This is a genomic window from Methyloversatilis sp. XJ19-49 (assembly GCF_024580145.1).
Lineage (GTDB): Bacteria > Pseudomonadota > Gammaproteobacteria > Burkholderiales > Rhodocyclaceae > Methyloversatilis.
This window is the reverse complement of sequence record NZ_JANINI010000011.1, coordinates 1-23,277: the sequence shown is the minus strand read 5'-3', so window position 1 is coordinate 23,277 and position 23,277 is coordinate 1. Positions and strand designations below refer to the sequence as shown.

Sequence of the window (23,277 nt, the reverse complement as noted above, 5' to 3'; positions counted from 1 at the left end):
GCGGGAGTTCTTTCATGAGCGCAACAGCCTCGGCTCTTGCCGGCAGTCCGCCCGGGAGACCGGCGACGGCATCCTTCCCCCCGCCGATCAGTGACGCCGATTTCCGTTGTTTCCAGCGCTGGCTGCACGAGGTGGCGGGCATTGCTCTCGCCGACCACAAGAAGACGCTGCTCATGGGGCGCCTGGCCAAGCGGCTGGCGCCTTGTGGCGTAGGCGGCTGGAGTGCCTATTTCGAGCTGCTGATGGAAGGAAGCCGGCCGGGCGAACTGCAGGTCGCGATCGACCTTCTGACCACGAACGAAACCTATTTCTTTCGCGAACCAGCCCACTTCAGCTTCCTGCGCGATCGCCTGCTGAACGACTTCGAAGGCAGCGAGCCGCTGCGGATATGGAGCGCTGCGAGTTCGTCCGGCGAGGAGATCTACACGCTGGCGATGGTGCTGGCCGATACGCTGGGTATGGGACGGCGCTGGGAAATCTTCGGCTCGGACCTGAGTACGCGCGTGCTCGAAACGGCGCGTCGCGCACACTATCCGATGACCCGTGCAGAGAAGATTCCGCCCGCTTTCCTGAAGCGCTTCTGCCTCAAGGGCACCGGTCCGCAAGAAGGGACCTTCCTCATCGACCGGTCCCTGCGTGAGCGGGTGTCGTTCGCCCAGATCAACCTGAACGAGAACTTGCCCGACATCGGCATGTTCGACATCGTGTTCATTCGCAATGTGATGATCTACTTCGACCCGGAGACAAAGCGGCAGGTCATGGCACGGGTCCTGTCCAGGCTGAAACCGCACGGCCATGTATTCGTGAGCCATTCGGAAAACCTGCACGGCTTGACAGACCGCGTGGAGATCGTCAAGCCCTCGATCTACAGGCTCAAATAGTGATATGTGTATGAGGCAGCTGACGCCGATCGAGATTTATCTGAAGCCCGGAGAGCTGTTCTTTGGTGACGAAACGACACGCCTGCGCACCATTCTGGGCTCGTGCGTTGCGATCACGATGTGGCATCCAGTCCGCCGAATGGGTGGCATGTGTCATTTCATGCTGCCCGGCGGTGGCCATCCGGATCGGGAGGGTGATGGACTGAGTCCGCGATTCGCCGAAGGCGCCCTGAATTCCATGATCCGGGAGGCAAGACGCTTCGGAACGCGCGAGCTTGACTACACTTTCAAATTGTTTGGCGGGGGCAATATGTTTCCGGGCATTGCCGGGCGCCAGCAGGTCCCGATAGGTGAAGCCAATGTGCAGCGCGCGCGGACACTGCTCGAAGAATTGGGCGTCCGGCCGGTGGCCGAACATACCGGCGGATACGGACAGCGCGTGCTGGTGATGGAGGTGAGCAGCGGGGTGGTGTGGATGCGCCATGACGATACCCACTCCGGCGCAGGCGTGAGCACCCACGGAGAACTCGCATGCTGAGCCAGACTGCCGCCAGGACGCCGGCACCGGCCGGTGCACGTATTCGCGTTCTGATCGTCGATGATTCGGCGGTGGTACGCCAGGTGCTGTCGGAACTGCTGTCCGCCGACCCGCAGATACGCGTCATCGCGACCGCGTCCGACCCGCTGGTTGCCTTCGAGCGATTGAAGGTCGAGTGGCCGGATGTCATCGTGACCGACGTCGAAATGCCCCGCATGGATGGCGTCACCTTCGTGCGCCGCATCATGTCGGAACGTCCGACGCCCATCGTCGTCTGTTCGTCGCTGACCGAAAAGGGTGCGGAAACCACGATGGAAGTGCTGGCGGCAGGCGCCATCAGCGTGGTGACCAAGCCGAAGATCGGAATCAAGCAGTTCCTTCATGAATCGGCCCATGCACTGACCGATGCGGTGAAGGCCGCAGCGCGCGCGCGCGTCGGCAGGCCGCGAGTGGCGCCGGTGCCCGGCCCGAAGGCCGGTCCCAAACTGACGGCCGACGCCATGTTGCCGCCGGTCATGGGAGAAGCCATGCGCATGACGACCGACAAGCTCATTGCGCTGGGGACCTCGACCGGCGGCACGCAGGCGCTGGAAGCCGTGCTGACGCAACTGCCGCGTGTGTCGCCCGGCATCGTGATCGTTCAGCACATGCCCGAGCGCTTCACCGCCGCGTTTGCGGCGCGTCTCGACAGCATCTGCGAAATTCACGTCAAGGAGGCGGTGAACGGCGATCGCGTGATTCCAGGCGTGGCACTGATTGCGCCCGGTGGGCGGCACATGATGCTCAGGCGCAGTGGCGCGCAGTACGTAGTCGAAGTCAGCGACGGCCCGCTGGTGAATCGTCACAAACCGTCGGTTGACGTGCTCTTCCGCTCGGTGGCCAAGTACGCAGGCAAGAACGCGCTCGGCATCATCATGACCGGCATGGGCGATGACGGCGCGCGCGGCTTGAAAGAGATGCGCGACGCCGGCGCCACCACCTGCGTCCAGGACGAGGCCAGTTGCGTGGTGTTCGGCATGCCCAAGGAGGCGATCAAGCTCGGCGCAGCCGAGCACGTGATCGGACTGGATCAGATTCCCGGCATGATCAACCGCTACGGCAAGTGAGCGGATTTGCGGCCGGGCGTGTCTCGGCTGAAGGCGTTTCGCCCCTGCAGGTTCGACGCCGCGGCAACCGCGGGCTGATTCTCGTTGCGTCGTGATCGCGAGTCGGCATCCTGCCGGTCAACGCGCTGTTGCATCGCATCCTGGACAAGCAGACCGGTTTCCCCCCGGGTGAGCGCCTGTTCGCTCCGCGCGCGCGCGCGCGCGATCGCGGTTGCGGATATCCACAATGGCCTTTGTGAAGTGACGCGCCCAGAATTTGTGCATCACACGGGCCGTTCGCGTCCGGTGCATCCATAAAGGAGGAGACCTCATGAAACTTCATTCGATGTTGTTCGGCCTGATCGCGCTCGGCCTCACCCCGTTTGCAGTCGCGCAACAGCCCATCGTGATCAAGTTCAGTCACGTCGTGGCGACCGAAACCCCGAAGGGCAAGGCGGCGGAATTCTTCAAGAAGCGCGCCGAGGAACTGACCGGCGGCAAGGTGAAGGTCGAGGTCTATCCGAACAGCCAGCTGTACAAGGACAAGGAAGAGATGGAGGCGCTGCAGCTGGGTGCCGTGCAGATGCTGGCGCCGTCGCTGGCCAAGTTCGGCCCGCTGGGCGTCAAGGAATTCGAGGTGTTCGATCTGCCGTTCATCTTCGATGGCTACGCCGACCTGCACAAGGTGACCAAGGGCCCGATCGGCGCCGGCATCCTGAAGAAGCTCGATTCCAAGGGCATCATCGGTCTGGCGTTCTGGGACAACGGTTTCAAGTCCTTCTCGGCCAATACGCCGATCAGGACGCCGGCCGACCTGAAGGCCAAGAAGTTGCGCATCCAGTCGTCCAAGGTGCTCGAAGAGCAGATGCGCAGCATCGGCGCGCTGCCGCAGGTGATGGCGTTCTCCGAGGCGTATCAGGCGCTGCAGACCGGCGTGGTCGATGGCACCGAGAACCCGCACTCCAATATGTATACCCAGAAGATGCACGAAGTACAGAAACACATGGCGGTGACCGATCACGGCTATCTCGGCTATGCGGTCATCGTGAACAAGAAGTTCTGGGACGGCCTGCCGGCCGATGTGCGCGGCCAGCTCGATGCGGCGATGAAGGAATCGACCGAGTATGCGAACCAGATCGCCAAGGAAGAGAACGACAACTCGCTCGAAGGCATCCGCAAGAGCGGCAAAACCCAGGTCTATGTGCCGACGGCCGACGAGCGCCTTGCGTTCAAGCGCGTCATGGTGCCGGTGCACAAGAAGATGGAAGGGCGCATCGGTCGCGAACTGATCGATGCCATCTACAAGGAAACGGCATTCGATCCGTCGAAGCTGTAAGCCACCTGCTCCGGTTGCTGCCCGTTCGGGCGGCAACCGGCTTGTCCGCCGGGCGCAGGGTTCTCTGCGCACCATTCAAATTTTCGGGGAGACTGCCGTGCTCCGCTTGCTCGACCATATCGAGGAGTGGCTGATCACGCTGCTGATCGGCGTCGCCACCATCGTCATCTTCGTCGCAGTCGTCCATCGCTACGCCAGCGGATACAGCATCCCGGGCCTGCAGGACTGGCTGCTGTCACTGAACCTCAGCTGGGCGCAGGAGCTGTGCATCATCCTGTTCGTGTGGATGGCCAAGTTCGGCGCCGCCTACGGGGTGCGCACCGGCATCCACGTCGGTGTCGATGTGCTGATCAACCAGTTGCAACCCGCGCTGCGCAACAAGTTCGTCATTTTCGGCCTGGCGGCGGGCGCGTTGTTCACCGGCATCATCTGTGTGCTGGGCAGTCACTTCGTGTGGGAAAACGGCGCTGCCTACGCGGTGCGCAGCACGATGGGGCTGGACATCGGCGATCTGTATGAAGGACCGACCACGCCCGACCTCGAGTGGCCGACCTGGATGGTCTACATGGCGATTCCGCTCGGCTCCGGCCTGATGTGCTTCCGCTTCCTGCAGGTGATGACGACCTTCATCCGTACTGGTGAGCTGCCGCATCACGATCATGCGCACGTCGAAGGCATGGACGAGGTCAAGCCCATCCTGGTGGGCGAGGCGGTCGAAAACGCCGAAGAAGCCGAGCACGCGAAGGGAGGTCGCAAATGAGCGCCGCCATCATCTTCGTCATGCTGCTGGTGCTGATGCTGACCGGCATGCCGGTCTCGATCTCGCTCGGTCTGACAGTACTCACCTTCCTGTTCACGATGACCGACGTGCCGGTCGAGTCGGTGGCACTGAAGCTGTTCACGGGTATCGAGAAGTTCGAAATCATGGCGATTCCGTTCTTCATCCTGGCCGGCAACTTCCTGACCCATGGCGGCGTGGCGAAACGCATGATCAATTTCGCCACTTCGCTGGTCGGCCACTTCCACGGTGGTCTGGGCATGGGCGGTGTCGTGGCCTGCGGTCTGTTTGCCGCGGTGTCCGGTTCCAGCCCGGCGACTGTGGCGGCGATCGGCGCCATCCTGCTGCCGGCAATGGTGAAGCAGGGCTTCCCGATGAAGTTCGGCGCCGGCATTGTCGCCAGCTCCGGCGCGCTGGGCATCCTGATCCCGCCTTCGATCGTGATGGTGATGTACGCGGTGTCGACCAATTCGTCGATCGGTGCGCTGTTCATGGCGGGCGTGATTCCGGGCGCGGTGCTGTTGTTCATGCTGGGCTTCACGACCTGGTGGTACGCCAAGAAGAACAACTACCCCCGCATGCCCAAGGCCCCTGTGGCTGACCGCCTCCATGCCTTTCGCGAGTCATTCTGGGGCCTGATGCTGATCGTCGTCGTGATGGGCGGGATATACACAGGCATTTTCACGCCGACCGAAGCGGCAGCGATGAGCGCGGTGTACGCCTTCATCGTCGCCGTGTTCGTCTATCGCGATCTGCCGCTGAAGCGCATACCGAAGGTGCTGCTCGATTCGGCCAACATGAGCGCGATGCTGCTCTACATCATCACCAACGCCATCCTGTTCTCCTTCCTGCTGACGTCGGAGCAGATTCCGCAGGCGGTGGCGGCCTGGCTGGTGGACAGCGGGCTGGGTGCGCTGGGCTTTCTGCTGGTGGTGAACATCCTGCTGCTGATGGCCGGCAACATCATGGAGCCGTCGTCCATCATCCTGATCACGGCGCCCATCCTGTTCCCGGTGGCGATGGCGCTGGGCATCGATCCGGTGCACTTCGGCATCATCATCACGGTGAACATGGAAATCGGCATGATCACGCCGCCGGTCGGGCTCAACCTCTATGTCGGCAGCGGCATCGCGAAACTGGGCATGACCGACATGACCAAGGCGGTCACGCCCTGGCTCATCACCATGCTCGCGTTCCTCATGATCGTCACCTACTGGCCGTCGCTGTCGCTCTGGCTGCCGCGCACGCTGGGCATGATGAGTTAGCCCCGGCTTCCCGTTGGTCCGTGTTGCAACCCGGGCAGAACGCCGCACCACCCTGGTGCGGCGTTCTGATTTTTCACTATTGATTCAAGCCCGGCTCTCCACCTGTCGTTATCTGCAGAACGAGTCGGACGGCGCACTGCAACGAGAAGTCAAAACTACACAAGCGTCGCCGCCTTTCCGGCCATCAATCTTGCTTCCGAGGAGGAATACATGAGAAATCAGCTCAGCGTGCGAAAGGCGTTCATATTTCATTCACTGCTGGCGAGTGTCGTCAGCGTGACCACACTCGGGGTGCAGCAAACCTTTCTTCCGGGCACCGTCGGCATGCTGGCTGCAGGTGCGGTCAGCTGTGCGGCAATCCTTGGTGTCGGCTTCTGGTTCGGCAACGGCTTCGGCCGGCGTGCCGAGATGGTCGTCAATGCGCTGCACAGCCTCGCCGAAGGCAAGCTGAACCACAAGCTCAGCCTGTCCGGCAAGGACGATTTCGCGTGGCTGGGCTACGAGTACAACCAGGCCTGCAAGTCCTTCCGCAAGCTGATCGAGAAGATGACGGCGCTGTCATCGACGTTGACGCAGTCGGCCGAGGAACTGTCGCAACTGACCATCACGGCGAACCAGAACGGCACCAAGCAGGCGGATCGCATCCGCACTGTCGCTGAAGCGATGGAGGAAATGACGGCGTCGGCGCGTCAGGTCGCGGCCCTGTCGGCGGACATGGACAGCATCGTGCGCAGTACGGGCGACAGCACCCGCAGCGGCAAGACCGACCTCGAACACTCGATGGAAGGCGTCAGCCGCATCGCGGTCGAGATGGAAGAGTCGCTGACCGTGATCGAACGGCTGGTGAAGGATTCCGAGGAGATCGCCAAGATCAACGACGTGGTCAAGGAAATTTCGGACCAGACCAATCTGCTGGCGCTGAACGCCGCGATCGAAGCCGCACGTGCCGGTGAACAGGGCCGCGGCTTTGCCGTGGTGGCCGACGAGGTGCGCAAGCTTGCTCAGCGCACGCAGGGCTCGACCGCCGACATCGAACACATCGTTGCCAAGATCCGTCACGACGCGAAGGAAACCGTGGAACGCGTCGGACAGGCCAGCGAGCGGGTCAGCGGTGCGGTCAAGACCTCGCGCGGCGCGGTCGACACCTTCACCGACATCCTGCAGCGCATGGACGAACTGGTCAGCAAGTCCGGCGAAGTTGCACTGAGCATGCAGGAACAGGACACCACGGCGCACGCCATCCTGCGCAATGCCGGCGAACTGTCGGCGCTGTCGGAAGACAACGCGCGCGGCGTGTCGATGACCGCCACGCAGGGTGAATCGCTGGCCGCGTCGGCGCGCGAACTCGAAGGCAGTCTGCGTACCTTCCAGGTCTGACCTGCTTTCCTCGGCAAGCAAGGGCCCGCCGGCATGTACCGGCGGGCCTTTTTCATTGCGGGTGCCGTTCAGCGGCTGCGCGAATCGACGTAGGTCTTGATGGCCCACACGGCTTCCTGCTTCAGGATGCCGTCCCATGCAGGCATGTGTTCAACACCCAGAATGTATTTGCCCTGCTTCACCGTGGTCACGAAGTAGTGATCGACATCGGCCAGGCAGCGCGTCTTCAGCGCGGCGTCCTGCACCTTCCTGCAGTAGCGCTGAAGGCGGCGCAGCGGCGGGGCAGGGTGGCCCTTCGCGTTCATGTCCGGGCCATGGCATTTCGAACAGGTTTCGTTGTACAGCGTGCGCCCTACCGCGGCGATCGTCTCGTCGTCACGATACGGGTTGGCGTCGCGCCAGGCGTCGCCCAGTGCAGGCAGCGACGAGGTGTCGGTCAGCGGTGCCGGCGGGCGCTCCGCGAAAGCGGCACCCGCAAGCAGGAACAGCGCAGTGGCGAGCAGCGGTGCGAACATCGGGGCCAGCAGTCGGTGTGTCATGTCGGGTCTCGGCATCGTTGATCGGGCTTACCAGTCCACCGGACAGCCGTCGCAGCCCTCGAAGCTCACGTCGAGGAACACGGCAAAGCGGGTGAAGCAGTTCTTCATGACGGCATTGCGGAAGTCGGCTTCCTGGAACTTGGTTTCCTGCATGTTCACGTCGATCAGCCGTGCCCCGTTCAGCCGCACATGCGTGGCGCGCGTGGCTTCCATGTTCGCCATCGACAGGTCGGCATTGCTGAGGTCGGCGCGGAACATGCGCGCGAACTCCAGATCGGTGGCGATGAGCCTGGCGCCGCGCAGCGACGCAGCCGGGATGTTCGCCTTCTGCACCTTCGCGGCGCTCAGATCGGCACCGTCCAGCATGGCGCCCGCCAGATTGGCACTGCGCAGGTCGGCGCGGACCAGTTTTGCGCCCGTCAGATCGGCGCCCGCGAGATCGCGCAGCGACAGGTCGGCGTGACTGAGATCAACGCCGGGACAGCGGGTGTAGGGCCAGATGGGGCAGCCATTGATGACCAGTACTTCCTCATGCCCGTTTTCGCCAGGCGACGCATCGATCGCGTGGGTCGGACCGATCAGGCTGCCAGACAGTACAAAGAGGGCGAGCATGTGCAACAGCTTCATGGGCGTATCCCGAAAAGAATCCTGATCGTCACGGTCCCGGGTGCGACAGGCGGTGCCCGGGTGACTTCGACGGGTAGACCAGCGGAGGAGTGGCCGCTGTTTTCCCGGGCTTGGACGCGACGACCAGGAACAAGGAAGCGGACCGCCTGACGACGGCCCGCCTGAGGAGGACACAGCGGGGCTCAGCGGCCCCGCCAGATCAGCGCTTTGGCAGCTTGAAGGCCCAGAACGAGCCGCCCTGGTTTACCTGTTTTGTCAGCTCCGCCATGTCGCCACCCCACAGCGGCACGGCGCCGCCGTAGCCGGAGGCGATGCCGATGTACTGTTCGCCGTCCTGTTCCCACGTGATGGGGACCGAAATGACCCCGGAGCCGGTCTGGAATTTCCACATTTCCTTGCCGGTCCTGGCGTCGAAGGCCTTCACATAGCCATCGGACGTACCCGTGAACAACAGGCCGCCGGCGGTGGTCAGCGTACCGGCCCAAAGCGGAAACTGCTCCTTGTGTTCCCAGGCGATCTTGCCGGTCTTCGGGTCGATCGCGCGCAGGATGCCCACGTGGTCGTCGAACAGCTTCTTGATGCGGAAGCCCTGGCCGAGGTAAGCCGCACCTGCCTTGTAGGTGACGTTCTCCGCCCAGTAGTCCATCGCCCAGTGGTTCCCCGGAATGTAGAACAACTCGGTCGCCGGGCTGTACGACATCGGCATCCAGTTGGTGCCGCCGAGGAAGGGCGGCGACACGAAAATGCTTTCGCCTTTTTCCTCGCCGGCCTTCGGCTTCGGTGGGTACTGGCTTTCGACGACATCGGGCATGCCGGTCTTCAGGTCGAAGCCCTTGGTCCAGGTGATGCCATCGACGAAGGGCCAGGCGCCGATCAGCGCGGACTGCTTCCACGGGTAGCCGGCGCCGGTGGCGAGCCTTTCGCGATCGGTCACGAAGAAGTAGCCGTTGCGGTCGGCGTGTGCCGATGCCTTGACGAGCTTGCCGCTCTTCGGATCCTTGTATTCGAACAGCAGCACCGAATTGTTGCCGGAGAAGTCCCAGGCGTCGTTCGGGGTGTGCGAGAAGAAGCCTTTCAACTCGCCCGTCGAGGCATCGACGTAGGCCTGACCGGACGTGAACAGGCTGGGCCACTTGCTCGGGCTGTCGCCTTCCTTGGTGCGCTTCCACGTGTTCCACGGCGCCGGGTTGCCGGTGCCGATCACGACCATGTTCTGTTCGACGTCGAACGAGGCGGTCTGCCAGGGGGCTCCACCGCCATGACTCCAGGCTTCGACCTTGCCGGTCGGCGAACCGGGATCATCCGGCCAGCTCGGCGCCTTGGCGTCGCCGGTCGGCGTGCTGTCCTTGCCATTCAGGCGACCCATGTGGCCTTCGACCATCGGGCGCGCCCAGATTTCCTCGCCGGTATCGACGTCGCGTGCGAACAGATAGCCGATCACGCCGAATTCGTCACCCGACGAGCCGTGCACCAGCATGACGCGGCCGCTCTTCTGGTCCTTCACGACAAATGGTGCGCCGGTCATCGTGTAGCCGATCTTGTGGTCACCCCATTTCTTCGACCAGACGACCTTGCCGGTGTCCTTGTTCAGCGCGACCATGCCGGCGTCCAGCGTGCCGAAGTAGACCTTGTCGCCGTAGATGGCGGCGCCGCGATTCACGACGTCGCAGCACGGGCGGATGTCGTCGGGCAGGCGGTGCTCATAGGTCCACAGCCGCTTGCCGGTCCTGGCCTCGACGGCATACATGCGCGAGTACGAACCGGTGATGTAGATGACACCGTCGTGCACCAGCGCCTGCCCCTGCTGGCCACGCTGCTTTTCGCCGCCGAAGGAGTAGGACCAGGCGGGGGAGAGCGCCGACACGGTTTTCGTGTTGATCTGCTTGAGCGGGCTGTGACGCTGGGCCTTCATGCCCAGGCCGTAGGTCAGCACGTCGCCGGTCGTCTTGTCATCGTTGACGATGTCTTCCCAGCTCACCGTCTTTGCGGCGTGGGCCGGGCTGGCCAGCAGCGCGCCGAGCGCGATGCAAAGTGCCGGGTTCTTCAGTGAAAACGTTTTCATCCTGACTCCTCTTTCAGTGTGATGTGTCGTGTCGGCGTCGCCGCTCGCCAAGGCATCGGGGTGGCGGGCTGCGACACGCACTGCAGCGTAGGCAGGCCGCTCGCAAGCTGTTGCTAGAAAATTCCCGCGAAAGCAGGGAGTCAGTCCCGTAGTTGGCGGGTGTTCAACCGTTGAACACTTGGATGTCGCGCCCCGAGACAGCCACACGGCGTTAAGCTCGCGCCACGAAGACCGGCGGCTCGAGCGCCGGACACCCGATACGGCCGATGGCCCTCGTCTTGCTTGCCGGAATGGGACAAAGCAGTGACCCGAAGATCGAAAATGAGGAGTGGAGCCCGATGAAGCAGTTATTGATGACCCTCGGACTGGCGCTGGGGCTGTGTGCAACCGTGGGCGCAGCCGACCCGCTCGGGTCGTCGCGCTGGCCCGACCTGCAGCGCGAATATGTCGGCACTTCGCCGGTCACCTTCGACGCGCGGGTCGAAGTGCTGGCACCCAAGGTGGCCGAGGATTCGATGAATGTGCCGGTCACGATCAAGTTCCGGAACCTGCCCGATGTGAAGCGCGTGCTGGTCGTTGCGGACTTCAACCCCATCGTCAAGGTGCTCGACTACCAGCCCCTGCTGGCGCAACCCGGTCTGTCCTTCCGCATCAAGCTGCAGCAGGCCAGCCCGATCCGCGCGCTGGTGCAGACCGGCGACGGCAAGTGGTATGCCGGCGGCGTGTGGGTCGACGCCGCAGGCGGCGGCTGCACGGCACCCAGCACCGGTCGCAGCGCGCCGGACTGGGCCAGCACGCTGAACCAGGTGCAGGCGCGCGTCTTCCACGACGGGCAGAACCAGCGTGTGCGGCTGCGCATCATGCATCCTATGGATACCGGCCTCGCGCCCGGCATTCCGGCCTTCTACATCGAACAGCTGGCGGTCGAGGACGCCAGCGGCGAGGCGATGCTGCGCATGGAAACCTTCGAGCCGTTGAGCGAAAACCCGGTGTTTTCGTTTGATCTGCCGGATACCGGCAAGGCGGCGCTGCGTGTGGTCGGTCGCGACAACAACGGCAACCGCATCGACGCGATGGTGCAGCCATGATCGGGCGGTTCCTGCTCGCCCTTTTGCTGGCCGGAGGAGCGCTGCTCGCGCAGGCGGCCGACAGGACTGTCGCTGACCGTTTCGACTACGGCCTCGTGCCGCAGAAGATCGCCGACAACAGCTGGGCTTTTGTCGGCAAGACCGAAGACATCACTCGAGATAATGGTGGCAACATCGTCAATACCGCGTTTGTCCTGACAACCGAGGGTGTTGTGGTGATCGACACCGGTCCGTCGCGTCGCTACGGCGAACAGATGCGGGCGGCCATCGCCCGCGTGACGGACCGTCCGGTCATCCGGGTGTTCAACACCCACCAGCACCCCGACCACTTCCTCGGCAATCAGTCATTCGCCGGCATACCCACGGCGGCCCTGCCGGCTGCGCAGGCGGGCATGCGGGAGCAGGGCGGGGCGTTCGCCGACAACATGTACCGCATGGCAGGTGACTGGCTGGCCGGCACCGAGGTCACGGTTGCGGATCAGGCGGCGCAGGCGGGGCGGCTGACGATAGGCGGCCATGAATTCGAACTGATCGCGCTGGAAGGTCATACCGGAGGCGATCTGGCGATTTTTGATCGCACCACCGGCGTGCTGTACGCCGGTGACCTTGTCTTCCTCGACCGGGCACCGACCACGCCGCACGCCTCGATCACCCACTGGCGCGCCGCGCTCGACACGCTGGCCACACTCCCGGTGAAGCGCACACTGCCGGGTCATGGGCCGGTACATGACGACCGCCGTGGCGTCCTCCAGACGCGCGACTGGCTCGACTGGCTCGACGGCACGCTGAAGAGTGCGGCCGCGAGCGGCATGGACATGGCCGAAGTGATGGTGCTCCCGTTGCCTGAACGTTTCGCGCAGATGCCGCTTGCGCGCAGCGAGTTCGAACGTTCGGTCACGCATCTGTACAGCCGCTACGAACAGCAGACGCTGAACACTGCGGCACCCTCCCGATTGAAACAAAAATGAACACCTGACCTGTTTCGCGCCGCTCGCAAGGCGGCGCGACCGTATTTCCCCCCCTGTTTGTACTTGGCCCGCTTCTTGCGATCGCTGCTGGCCGATCAAGGGAATGCATCCCGGCAATCAAGAGAGAAACTCACCACTGAGGAGGAAGTATGAAAGGTTTGCGTACCACGACGCTGTCCAGCGTCCTGTTGTCAGCCTTCGCTGCGCTCGCCGCACCGCAGGTCATGGCCGGTGTGACCGACAGCGATATCGAAAACGATTCGAAGACCACCGGCAGCGTGCTGTCGTGGGGCATGGGCACGGAAGGTCAGCGTTACAGTCCGCTCGACAAGATCAACGTCCAGAACGTCAAGAACCTCGTTCCGGCCTGGTCTTTCTCTTTCGGTGGTGAAAAGCAGCGCGGTCAGGAATCGCAGCCGCTTATCGTCGACGGCAAGATGTTCGTGACCGGTTCGTACTCCCGCCTCTATGCACTGGACGCCAAGACCGGCGCCAAGCTGTGGCAATACGAACATCGCCTGCCGGACGGCATCATGCCTTGCTGTGATGTGGTGAATCGCGGCGCAGCGGTGTACGACAATCTGGTCATCTTCAGCACGCTTGACGCCCAGCTGGTTGCGCTCGACCAGAACACCGGCAAGGTCGTGTGGAAGGAAAAGATCGACGACTACCAGTCAGGTTACTCGAGCACGGCTGCCCCGATCATCGCCAAGGGTTTGCTGCTGACCGGCTTGTCCGGCGGAGAATTCGGCGTCGTCGGCCGCGTCGAGGCGCGTGATCCGAAGACCGGCAAGATGGTCTGGTCGCGCCCGACCGTCGAAGGTCACATGGGTTACAAGTACGACGCTGCAGGCAAGAAGGTCGAAAACGGCATCAGCGGAACGACCAACGCGACCTGGTCCGGCGACCTGTGGAAGACCGGCGGTGCCTCGACCTGGATGGGCGGCAGCTACGACGCCAAGACCGGTCTGGCCTACTTCGGTACCGGCAATCCGGCACCGTGGAACAGCCATCTGCGCCCTGGTGACAATCTGTACTCGTGCTCGACCGTTGCCATTGATGTGGCCACCGGTCAGATCAAATGGCACTTCCAGAACACGCCCAACGATGGCTGGGACTACGACGGTTCGAACGAATTCGTGACCTTCGACATGAACGGCAAGCGCATGGGTGGCAAGGCCGACCGCAACGGCTTCTTCTATGTGCTGGATGCCAACACCGGCAAGTTCGAGCGCGGTTTCCCGTTCGTGAACAAGATTACCTGGGCCAAGGGCCTCGACTCCAACGGCAGGCCGATCTTCGATCCGGCCAACCGCCCCGGCGACCCGGCCAAGGGCGCTGACGGCAAGAAGGGCGAATCCGTCTTCTCGGCACCGTCCTTCCTGGGTGGCAAGAACCAGATGCCAATGGCCTACAGCCCGGATACCGGCCTGTTCTACGTGCCGGCCAACGAGTGGGGCATGGAAATCTGGAACGAACCGATCACCTACAAGAAGGGTGCGGCTTACCTGGGTGCCGGCTTCACGATCAAGACGATCGAGGACAAGTACATCGGCGCGCTGCGCGCCGTGGATCCGAAGACCGGCAAGATCGTCTGGGAAGTCACCAACAATGCTCCGCTGTGGGGCGGTGCGATGACCACCAAGGGCGGCCTGGTTTTCTGGGGCACGCCTGAAGGCTTCCTGAAGGCGGCCGATGCGAAGACCGGCAAGGAAGTGTGGTCCTTCCAGACGGGTACCGGCATCGTCGCTCCCCCGATCACGTGGGAACAGGATGGCGAACAGTTCGTCGCCGTCGCGACCGGCTGGGGCGGCGCAGTGCCGCTGTGGGGTGGTGATGTCGCCAAGAAGGTGAACTACCTGAACCAGGGTGGTTCGATGTGGGTGTTCAAGCTGCACAAGTAATTCGCAGAATGGACCAATGCGGGCACAACGCTTGCATTGGTTCCTGTGCCGTGTCTGTTTCAGTGTTTTCAGGCACGGCAGCTCTTCAGCAGGACATGGCTCTTTAGCCGGCTCACAAGGCCGGCTTTTTTTTGCCTGTCAGTTTGCCCGTCAGCCTTCCTTGAGCTTGCGGTAGAGCGTGGTGCGGCTGATGCCGAGTTCGCGCGCCGTCGCCGCGACGTTGCCGTCGTTGCGCGACAGCGATTCGCGGATTGCGCGCAGCGTCAGGCTATCCAGATCGCACGGTGCACCGGTTCCGGCCGCGCCTTCGGGTGCCATCGCACTGCCTGCAGGCTGATGATCCAGTTCGTCGATGAAGTCGTCCGGCAGATGAGGCCTGCCGATCACGCCATCGTCCGCCGCCATGACGCCTGCCGTGCGCAGCAGGTTGGCCAGCTGGCGCATGTTGCCCGGCCACGGGTGGCGTTCGAACAGCTCGAGCACTTCGTCGTCGATGCTCAGGCCGCGCGGAATCGACGATTCACTGTCAAGAATGCGCTGCACCAGCGCGCGCAGGTCACTGCGTTCGCGCAGTGGCGGCAACATCACGGTCAGACCGTTGAGCCGGTAGTAAAGGTCAGCGCGGAACATGCCCTGGGCGACCAGATCGCGCAGCTTTCGGTGGGTGGCGCAGATGATGGACAGGTCGACCGGTGTGGCGCGGCCGCTGCCCAGCGGCACTACATTGCGTTCCTGCAGCACGCGCAGCAGGCGTGCCTGCAGCGCGAGCGGCATGTCGCCGATTTCGTCCAGGAACAGCGTGCCGCCGTCGGCCTGCATGATGCGGCCGGCGTAGCCCTTGCGCCGGGCGCCGGTGAACGCACCGTCTTCGTAGCCAAACAGTTCCGATTCGATCAGACCATCCGGAATCGCCGCGCAGTTGACCGCCACAAAATTGCGGTCGCGACGCGGGCCTTCATCGTGGATGGCGCGCGCCAGCAGTTCCTTGCCGGTACCGGTCTCACCCTGGATCAGCACCGGAATGTCGCGGCCGAGCACGCGCTTCACCTTTTCAACGACGGCGTTCATCTGCGCGTCACCGGTGCTCAGGCGTTCCAGGCCGCGGTCGGAGTCGGCCGGCTGCCGCAGCGAAGTCCCTGTCAATGCGTCAGGGCGCGAGACATCCATGCTGAACACTCGGGCCGGCGGGCGTGCCAGTACGCCCGGCCGCGGCCGGCCGAACAGTGTTCGGCCACCGAAAAGGCGCAGTTCGATGATGTCCGTGCCGCGCATCAGCGGGTCGTACAGCGCGCTCAGCGACTTGTCGAACATCGACGAAAAGCTGTGGTTCATCAGTTCCGCATGGCTGCGGCCGATCAGCCGGCAGGCGCTGCGGTTGGCAGACAGCACGCGGCCCTCCTGGTCGAACGCAAGCAGCGCTTCGAATACGGTGCCGATCAGTTCGTGCTGGACATGGCACTGCAGCAGAAAGCCTTCCGGAAATGCGTGCGCAAAAAGCTGGTTCTCTATCGTCTGAACAGCCAGGTTGATCAGCGCCAGACTGTGGTGAGACGGCGTACGCGAATCGCCGGTCACGTCGAGCACGCCGAGCATGCGGCTGCACGGATCGAAGATCGGAGACGCCGAGCAGCTCAGAAAGTGATTGGCGGAAAAGAAGTGCTGCGAGCCATGCACCGATACCGGTGCCTGTTCGACCAGCGCGGTGCCGATTGCGTTGGTGCCCTTGCTTTCTTCCGACCACTCGACGCCCGGCGACAGGGCCACTTTCGATGCGCGGTCGAGAAAGCTCTGGTCGCCGACCGAATGAATGATGAAGCCGGACGCGTTGGTCAGCACGATCATGCTGCCGGAGCGGGCGATTTGCGCGTACAGACCGTTCATGACCGGTGCTGCATGCTTCAGCAGAGATTCGTTGCGCTCACGCTCGGTCAGCAGGACATCGCGGCGCGCACGCTCAACCTCCTTGCTGCAACTGTCTGCGTCGAGGCCGCGATCGATGCAGCGACTCCACGACGTTTCGATCAGGGTCGGCAGCACCCCGGCGGGCACTTCGCCCGCGCTGCGCATGATTTCGTGGGCCTGCGCACTGCGCACGCCTTCAGGCGTTGTCAAATCCATGCTCTCCTCCGAACCTTGAACCACGCGCGACGGCCGGTGATGCCGGCTCTGGCGTGTGACGCGTCGGGCGACTGATAGTGCCCTGCAAACTGTTCATGCGAGATAGTAAGGCCTGAAGCATCGCCGCACCTAGGGTCTGTTCGCATTTGATTCGTGCGTCACGCTCCCGGGGTCAACCCGCAGGGCAGGCAGTGCGCCTTGCCCTGCGACGCGGCGTGATGTAGGAAACAAATACGAACAGACCCGGGGCGTACGCTCACCCACGCTCCTGGGGCATCATGGCGACCGGCTGTAAGCGCACCTGTCGCGCCACGCGTTGTTTTCGCTGCGGCACTTGGATGTCGCCGCTCGGCAAGCGATCGAGTTTAACGTGGCACGCATCCTGCTAACTCGCTGGGGTCGCATATTGTGTTGCAGTAACGGATATTTACGGAGGAGTGATGAAAGCAGGTAACCGGATTTTGAAGGCAACGCTGGCCTGTACCGCGTTGATGGCGTTGGGCGCGGCGACCACGATGCGCGTCGAGGCACACGGCGACGTGGTGCCGCAGGCGGTCGACGTCAGCGCGCTGAAGCCGCTCGGCGCGGAATGGATGAAGGAAAACCCGTATCGTGGCGACAAGGAAGCCATCCGTGTCGGTACTTCGGCCTACAACCAGAACTGCGCGCGCTGCCACGGACTGGAAGCCATCAGCGGCGGTATCGCACCGGATCTCCGGATGCTGCCGCTCGACGCCGAAACCGATGATTATTTCATCAACACGGTCCGCCGCGGACGCGTGCGCAACGGCGCTGTCTACATGCCGCCATTCGAAGGCACGATGGCGCAGGAAGCCATGTGGGCCATCCGCAGCTATCTCGATACGCGCTACGAACCGTAAGCGTGAACGCGGCGCTTTCTGCGTCGCAACTGTCCAGATGTCCAGATTCTGGACATCTGGACGCCTTCAACACACCCGCCGCACTCAATCCCCGTGTTGACCCGCCGAAAGGCTCCCCGCGGGGAAAATCCGGGCGCTAAAATATGAAGCGGTTTTCATAGCCGGCGCACCCGTGCGTCGAACCACACAAAGATTCGCCCAGAATGTGGAGGAGCGACTGAACATGCAGAAATCACTACACATCGACCCCTTGAAATGCACCAGCTGCCTGCAGTGCGAAATGGCCTGTTCATTCGAGAACTACGGGGTCTTCAACAACTCGCTGTCGCGCATCAAGGTATTCGAGTTCCACCACACCGGCGCGAAGGTGCCTTACACCTGTACCCAGTGTGACGAAGCCTGGTGCATGCACGCCTGTCCGGTCGAGGCGATCAAGCTCGACAAGACCAATGGCGCCAAGGTCGTGCTCGAGGATGTCTGTGTGGGTTGCAAGGTGTGCACGATCGCCTGTCCGTTCGGCACCGTGAATTACGTCGCCGAAACCGGCAAGGTCCAGAAGTGCGATCTGTGCGGTGGCGACCCGGCCTGTGCCGAAGCCTGTCCGACCGGTGCCATCACCTATGTCGATGCCAACTGGACCGGGCTGGAGCGCATGCGCCAGTGGGCCGACAAGCTCGGCAACCCGTCTGCCTGACCACCGAAAGGGATACTGACATGGCATGGACACGTAAAATCCTCCGCGTAAATCTGACCGATCGCACCTGTGCGAGCGAGCCGCTCAACATGGAGTGGGCGCACGACTATCTGGGTCAACGCGGACTGGCGACGAAATACCTGGCGTCGGAAATCGATCCGAAGGTTGATCCGCTGTCGCCGGACAACAAGATCATCTGGGCGACCGGCCCGCTGACCGGCACGATGGCCTCCACCGGTGGCCGCTATTCGGTCGTCACCAAGGGCCCGCTGACAGGCGCCATCGCCTGTTCGAACTCCGGCGGCTACTTCGGCGCCGAACTGAAGTTCGCCGGCTGGGACATGGTGATCATCGAGGGCCGTGCTTCAAGCCCGGTCTATCTGTCGATCGAGAACGACAAGGTCGAATTGCGCGATGCCTCCCATCTGTGGGGCAAGACCGTGTGGGAAACCGAAGGCCAGATCAAGTCGGAACACCAGGACCCGCAGATCCGCGTGTCGTGCATCGGCCGCACGGGCGAGAACGGTGTGCTGTACGCCGCCATCGTCAATGACCTGCATCGTGCCGCCGGCCGCTCAGGCGTCGGCGCCGTCGCCGGTTCGAAGAACCTGAAGGCGATCGCGGTGCGCGGCACGCTCGGCGTCGGCAACATTGCCAACCCGAAGGAATTCATGAAGGTCACCTTCGAGAAGAAGAAGATCCTCAAGGAAAACGCTGTCACCGGTCAGGGGTTGCCGACCTACGGCACGCAGGTGCTGATGAATGTGATCAACGAAATCGGCGCCATGCCGACGCGCAATCACAAGGACGTCCAGTTCGAGGGCGCGCGCAAGATTTCGGCCGAAGCGATGCACGAGCCGCGCGAAAGCGATGGCAAGGCGCAACTGGTGAACAACCAGGCCTGTTTCGGCTGCACCATCGCCTGTGGCCGCATCTCCAAGATCGACGCCACGCACTACACCGTGGTCAACAGCCCGAAGTACTGGGGCGCATCCGGTGGTCTGGAATACGAAGCCGCGTGGGCGCTGGGCTGTGCCAATGGCGTCGATGATCTCGATGCGCTGCAGTACGCGACCATGCTCTGCAACGAAGACGGTTTCGATCCGATTTCCTTCGGCGCGACCATCGGCGCGGTGATGGAACTGTATGAAATGGGCGTGCTGACGAAGGAAGAGATCGGCATCGAAGCGCCTTTCGGTTCCGGCAAGGCGCTGACTTTCCTGACTGAAATCACCGCACGTGGCGAAGGCTTCGGGAAGATCATCGGTCTCGGTTCAAAGCGGCTTTGCGAGAAATACGGTCATCCGGAACTGTCGATGTCGGTCAAGGGCCAGGAATTTCCGGCCTACGACGCGCGCGCGGTGCAGGGCATGGGCCTGACCTACGCAACTTCGAACCGCGGTGCCTGCCACCTGCGTTCGTACACGATTTCGTCCGAAGTGCTGGGTATTCCGGTCAAGACAGATCCGCTGACGACCGAAGGCAAGCCGGCACTGGTCAAGGCGTTCCAGGACGCCACGGCGGTGGTCGATTCGACCGGCCTGTGCGTCTTCACGACCTTTGCGTGGGCGCTTTCGGACATCCAGCCGCAGTTGCAGGCGGCGTGCGAAGGCGACTGGTCGATGGAAAAACTTGACCTGATGGGCGAGCGCATCTGGAACATGGAGCGTCAGTTCAACAACGCGGCCGGTTTCACGCGCAAGGACGATGATCTGCCGGCGCGCCTGAAGACGGAAGCGGCCAAGGTCGGTCCGGCCAAGGGCCTGGTGTCGGGCATCGACAAGATGATTCCCGAATATTACGACCTGCGCGGCTGGGACACGGAAGGTCGCCCGACCGCGGAAACCGTCGCCCGCCTGGGTCTGTGATCGGGTTTTACCCCTGAACTCGCCGCGCCCTTCGGGGCGCGGCGCATTTCGACAGGAACAAACATGAAACACGTGATCATCGGCAACGGCCCGGCCGGCGTGGTGGCTGCAGAGGCCCTGCGCCGCGCGGATGCGTCGGCCGACATCGTCATGATCGGCGATGAACCTGAGCGGCCGTATTCGCGCATGGCCATTCCCTACCTGCTGGTCGGCAACATCGAAGAGAAGGGCACCTGGCTGCGCAAGACCGACGGCCATTTCGAGTCGCTGCGAATTCGGGAGGTGCTCGGGCGCGCGAAGTCGCTCGACACCGCCAGCCGCACGGTACATCTCGAGGACGGCACGGCACTTCCGTATGACAGGTTGCTGATCTGCACCGGTTCGCACCCGCTGCGCCTGCCCGTACCGGGCATTGATTCGCCCAATGTTCACAGTTGCTGGACGCTTGAAGATGCGCGCCACATCGCCGCCAAGGCCAAGAAGGGTGCGCGCGTGCTGCAGATCGGCGCCGGCTTCATCGGCTGCATCATCATGGAGGCGCTGGCCTCGCGCGGCGTGAAGCTCGACATCGTCGAAATGGGCGACCGCATGGTGCCGCGCATGATGACCTCCAAGGCGGGCAGCATGATCGCGCGCTGGGTCGAACAGAAGGGCGTGACCGTCCATACGAAGGCGCGCGTCACTGCAATCCGCCAGGACGGCGATGCCCTGGTCGCCACGCTCGGTGACGGCAAGGAAGTGGTGGCCGACCTGATCATCGCGGCCGCCGGCGTCAAGCCCAATGTCGCCTTTCTGGAAGGCAGCGGCGTCGCCTGCTCGACCGGCATCCTGATCGACGAACGATGCGAAACCAATGTGCCGGGCGTGTTCGCGGCGGGGGACGTGGCGGAAGCGATCGATTTCTCGACCGGCGAACGCCTGGTCAACGCCATTCAGCCGAACGCGGTCGATCAGGGCCGCATCGCGGCCATGAACATGGCCGGCCGCAGCACGCAATCGCAGGGCACCATGGCGATCAACGTACTCGACACGCTGGGTCTGATCTCCGCGTCGTTCGGCCAGTGGTGGGGCGCCGACGGTGGCGATGCGGTCGAAATGATCGACGACAAGCGCTTCCGCTACATCAGCCTGCAGTTCAAGGACGATGTGCTCGTCGGCGCGACTTCGATCGGCCTGACCGACCACGTCGGTGTGCTGCGCGGCCTGATCCAGACGCGCACGCCGCTCGGCACCTGGAAGGAACGCCTGATGCAGGACCCGCTGCGCGTCATGGAAGCCTATCTGTCTAGCGCCCAGGCGCAGAGCGCTGCACCGCTCGCCGGGGTTGCGCACTGACGATGCGGGTGACGCTGAAGCTCTATGCCTCGCTGTCGGATCATCTGCCGGACGAGGCGAAGCGCACCAACGAGTGGCCGATGGAGGTCGCCGACGGCACCACCGTCGGCGACCTGATCGATCGCCATCAGCTGCCCAAGCGGCTGGTTCATCTGGTGCTGGTGAATGGTCACTACATTCCGCCAGCCAGCCGCGAAGCGCATCCGCTGGTCGAGAATGACGTACTGGCCATCTGGCCGCCGGTGGCCGGCGGGTGAGCATGGCGTTTCCGCTGAAGCCGGCCGAACTGGAATCGGGGCGCGTCGAGCGCGTCATGAGCATCGGTCGCGCCGAATTCTTCGACATGCTGCCCGGCGCGGTCGGACTGCCGCTGGTGCATCGTGGCGAGCAGGTCAGCGGCAAGACCTGGCAACTGACGGCCGAGGAACTGCCTGCGCTGAACATCGGCCTGCTCAGCCTTCCAAGACTGCGCGTGCAGATCGAGTTTCCGTCCCGTGACGGCGCCGTGATGCAGGATTTCATGGCGCGCTTCGACCGCCACTTCCAGCGCGGCGGCGGCTAATTTGCCGCCGGTGTCGCCCAAGCCGGGCGGCTCGGGGTATCATTCGGCGTGGCGGGTCTCCCCGCATCGTGGCGCGGTGAATCTGGTCAGGTCCGGAAGGAAGCAGCCACAGCTGCTCACCATGAGTGCCGGGGGTCAGGCTCGCCACCCCTCCTTTTTTTGCTGGATCCGTCTCCCGGGTTTCCATCCTTCCCCTCCCGCCAGCGTTCCGATGAGTTATCAGGTTCTAGCGCGCAAGTGGCGTCCCCGCAGCTTCGACACGCTGATCGGTCAGGACCACGTCGTGCGCGCACTGACCCATGCCCTGGAACAGCAACGCCTGCATCACGCCTATCTGTTCACAGGCACCCGCGGCGTGGGCAAGACGACGATCGCCCGCATCCTCGCCAAGAGCCTGAACTGCGACACCGGCATCACGGCGAAGCCGTGCGGGGTCTGTGCAGCCTGTACCGAAATCGACGCCGGGCGCTTCGTGGACTACGTCGAGATGGATGCTGCGTCCAACCGCAGCGTCGACGATATGGCGGCCCTGCTCGAAAAGGCGGCTTACGCCCCGGCGCGCGGCCGCTACAAGGTCTACATGATCGACGAAGTCCACATGCTGACCGGCCACGCCTTCAACGCGATGCTGAAGACGCTTGAAGAGCCGCCCGAACACGTGAAATTCATCCTTGCGACGACCGATCCGCAGAAGATTCCGGTCACGGTGCTGAGCCGCTGCCTGCAATTCAATCTGAAGCAGATGCAGCCGGACGCCATCGTGCGTCACCTGTCCGCAGTGCTCGATGCCGAACAGGTCGAGTACGAGCCGGCGGCATTGCGGCCGATTTCCAAGGGCGCTGCAGGATCGATGCGCGACGCGCTGTCGTTGCTCGACCAGGCGATCGCCCACGGTGCCGGCCGGCTGATCGAGCAGGACGTGCTCGACATGCTGGGCACCGTCGGCGACGAACACCTCTACCTCGTGCTCGATGCGCTCATCGCCGGCGACGGCGCCGCGCTGATGGCGCTGACCGAACAGATGCGCGCGCGCAGCGTCGATTTCGATCAGGCGTTGCGCGAACTGGCTGTGCTGCTGCACCGAGTTGCGATGGCGCAGCGCGTACCCGACGCCATCACCGACGACGTCGAGCGCCTGCGTCTCGCGCCCTATGTCGCGGCAATGGATGCCGAATCGGTACAGCTGGCCTACCAGATCGTCGTGCAGGGCTGCAATGATCTGCCGATGGCGCCCGACGAGGTGACCGGCTTTTCGATGACCTTGCTGCGCCTGCTGGCGTTCCGTCCCGACACGCCGCCGCCGCTGGCGGCCACACCGCGCGGGCAGAGTGCCGCGCTGCAGGCGCCACCGCGCGTGGCCCGCGCCAGCGC

Annotated in this window: 21 protein-coding genes and 1 other RNA gene; 18 read left to right on the top strand and 4 right to left on the bottom strand. The window is 63.4% G+C overall.

Translation table 11 applies throughout. From position 1 onward, the window contains the following. Positions 1-14: 14 nt before the first annotated feature. From NMQ16_RS13620 to NMQ16_RS13590, 7 genes are all read left to right on the top strand, one after another. A complete protein-coding gene (locus NMQ16_RS13620) occupies positions 15-881 on the top strand; it encodes a protein-glutamate O-methyltransferase CheR (protein ID WP_257081330.1) in 867 nt (288 codons plus the stop codon). Between the two features lie 10 nt (positions 882-891). Beyond that, positions 892-1,419 (top strand): chemotaxis protein CheD, encoded by a 528-nt coding sequence (locus tag NMQ16_RS13615; protein ID WP_257081329.1) that lies wholly within the window; start codon positions 892-894, stop codon positions 1,417-1,419. Next, the gene (locus NMQ16_RS13610; protein ID WP_257081328.1) at positions 1,413-2,525 is read left to right on the top strand and encodes a chemotaxis response regulator protein-glutamate methylesterase; all 1,113 of its coding nucleotides are present in this window, start codon (positions 1,413-1,415) and stop codon (positions 2,523-2,525) included. The genes NMQ16_RS13615 and NMQ16_RS13610 overlap by 7 nt, the downstream gene beginning before the upstream one ends. A 310-nt stretch (positions 2,526-2,835) precedes the next feature. Then, positions 2,836-3,840, top strand: coding sequence for a TRAP transporter substrate-binding protein (locus tag NMQ16_RS13605; protein WP_257081327.1), 1,005 nt, complete (start codon positions 2,836-2,838; stop codon positions 3,838-3,840). Between the two features lie 97 nt (positions 3,841-3,937). Further along, positions 3,938-4,600 carry a TRAP transporter small permease gene (locus NMQ16_RS13600; RefSeq protein WP_257081325.1) on the top strand — a complete coding sequence of 221 codons (663 nt, stop codon included), beginning with the start codon at positions 3,938-3,940 and terminating at the stop codon, positions 4,598-4,600. After that, the gene (locus NMQ16_RS13595; protein WP_257081324.1) at positions 4,597-5,883 is read left to right on the top strand and encodes a TRAP transporter large permease; all 1,287 of its coding nucleotides are present in this window, start codon (positions 4,597-4,599) and stop codon (positions 5,881-5,883) included. Before NMQ16_RS13600 ends, NMQ16_RS13595 begins: the two co-directional genes overlap by 4 nt. Positions 5,884-6,093: 210 nt before the next feature. Continuing rightward, positions 6,094-7,260: a methyl-accepting chemotaxis protein gene (locus tag NMQ16_RS13590; RefSeq protein WP_257081323.1), complete on the top strand. Its 1,167-nt coding sequence runs from the start codon at positions 6,094-6,096 to the stop codon at positions 7,258-7,260. A 68-nt stretch (positions 7,261-7,328) separates the two neighbouring features. Here the strand turns inward: NMQ16_RS13590 and NMQ16_RS13585 are convergent, their stop codons facing one another. The 3 genes from NMQ16_RS13585 to NMQ16_RS13575 all read right to left on the bottom strand — a co-directional run bounded on the left by NMQ16_RS13585 (position 7,329) and on the right by NMQ16_RS13575 (position 10,488). Further along, positions 7,329-7,799 carry a c-type cytochrome gene (locus NMQ16_RS13585; protein WP_257081321.1) on the bottom strand — a complete coding sequence of 157 codons (471 nt, stop codon included), beginning with the start codon at positions 7,797-7,799 and terminating at the stop codon, positions 7,329-7,331. Between the two features lie 27 nt (positions 7,800-7,826). Then, positions 7,827-8,426, bottom strand: coding sequence for a pentapeptide repeat-containing protein (locus NMQ16_RS13580; RefSeq protein WP_257081320.1), 600 nt, complete (start codon positions 8,424-8,426; stop codon positions 7,827-7,829). Positions 8,427-8,625: 199 nt separating this feature from the next. Beyond that, positions 8,626-10,488: a methanol/ethanol family PQQ-dependent dehydrogenase gene (locus tag NMQ16_RS13575; protein WP_257081319.1), complete on the bottom strand. Its 1,863-nt coding sequence runs from the start codon at positions 10,486-10,488 to the stop codon at positions 8,626-8,628. A 338-nt stretch (positions 10,489-10,826) separates the two neighbouring features. Here NMQ16_RS13575 and NMQ16_RS13570 point away from each other — a divergent pair, with 338 nt between their 5' ends. The 3 genes from NMQ16_RS13570 (at position 10,827) to NMQ16_RS13560 (ending at position 14,448) form a co-directional block, all read left to right on the top strand. After that, positions 10,827-11,576, top strand: a complete 750-nt coding sequence (locus tag NMQ16_RS13570) for a quinoprotein dehydrogenase-associated SoxYZ-like carrier (protein ID WP_257081317.1) — start codon at positions 10,827-10,829, stop codon at positions 11,574-11,576. Next, entirely contained in the window at positions 11,573-12,544 is a 972-nt protein-coding gene (locus NMQ16_RS13565; RefSeq protein WP_257081316.1) for a quinoprotein relay system zinc metallohydrolase 1, read from the top strand. The genes NMQ16_RS13570 and NMQ16_RS13565 overlap by 4 nt, the downstream gene beginning before the upstream one ends. A gap of 149 nt (positions 12,545-12,693) precedes the next feature. Beyond that, complete coding sequence (locus NMQ16_RS13560) at positions 12,694-14,448, top strand: PQQ-dependent methanol/ethanol family dehydrogenase (protein WP_306441832.1); 1,755 nt, start codon at positions 12,694-12,696, stop codon at positions 14,446-14,448. Between the two features lie 150 nt (positions 14,449-14,598). On the opposite strand, the gene NMQ16_RS13555 is transcribed toward NMQ16_RS13560, so the two are convergent. Then, positions 14,599-16,566 (bottom strand): sigma-54-dependent Fis family transcriptional regulator, encoded by a 1,968-nt coding sequence (locus NMQ16_RS13555; protein WP_257081314.1) that lies wholly within the window; start codon positions 16,564-16,566, stop codon positions 14,599-14,601. Positions 16,567-17,006: 440 nt separating this feature from the next. Here NMQ16_RS13555 and pedF point away from each other — a divergent pair, with 440 nt between their 5' ends. The 8 genes from pedF to dnaX all read left to right on the top strand — a co-directional run. Beyond that, positions 17,007-17,447: a cytochrome c-550 PedF gene (gene pedF / locus NMQ16_RS13550; protein ID WP_257081313.1), complete on the top strand. Its 441-nt coding sequence runs from the start codon at positions 17,007-17,009 to the stop codon at positions 17,445-17,447. 223 nt (positions 17,448-17,670) lie between these two features. Further along, positions 17,671-18,141 carry a 4Fe-4S dicluster domain-containing protein gene (locus NMQ16_RS13545; protein WP_069037847.1) on the top strand — a complete coding sequence of 157 codons (471 nt, stop codon included), beginning with the start codon at positions 17,671-17,673 and terminating at the stop codon, positions 18,139-18,141. 20 nt (positions 18,142-18,161) lie between these two features. Then, entirely contained in the window at positions 18,162-20,009 is a 1,848-nt protein-coding gene (locus NMQ16_RS13540; RefSeq protein WP_257081311.1) for an aldehyde ferredoxin oxidoreductase family protein, read from the top strand. 63 nt (positions 20,010-20,072) lie between these two features. Continuing rightward, the gene (locus NMQ16_RS13535; protein WP_257081309.1) at positions 20,073-21,344 is read left to right on the top strand and encodes an NAD(P)/FAD-dependent oxidoreductase; all 1,272 of its coding nucleotides are present in this window, start codon (positions 20,073-20,075) and stop codon (positions 21,342-21,344) included. Positions 21,345-21,346: 2 nt separating this feature from the next. Next, positions 21,347-21,601 carry a MoaD/ThiS family protein gene (locus NMQ16_RS13530; protein WP_257081308.1) on the top strand — a complete coding sequence of 85 codons (255 nt, stop codon included), beginning with the start codon at positions 21,347-21,349 and terminating at the stop codon, positions 21,599-21,601. Positions 21,602-21,603: 2 nt separating this feature from the next. After that, a complete protein-coding gene (locus tag NMQ16_RS13525) occupies positions 21,604-21,906 on the top strand; it encodes a hypothetical protein (RefSeq protein ID WP_257081307.1) in 303 nt (100 codons plus the stop codon). A gap of 50 nt (positions 21,907-21,956) precedes the next feature. After that, positions 21,957-22,055, top strand: an RNA gene (gene ffs, locus NMQ16_RS13520) — signal recognition particle sRNA small type. Positions 22,056-22,117: 62 nt separating this feature from the next. Beyond that, positions 22,118-23,277 (top strand): DNA polymerase III subunit gamma/tau (gene dnaX, locus NMQ16_RS13515; protein ID WP_257081305.1); only part of this gene is annotated, 1,160 nt, incomplete at its 3' end.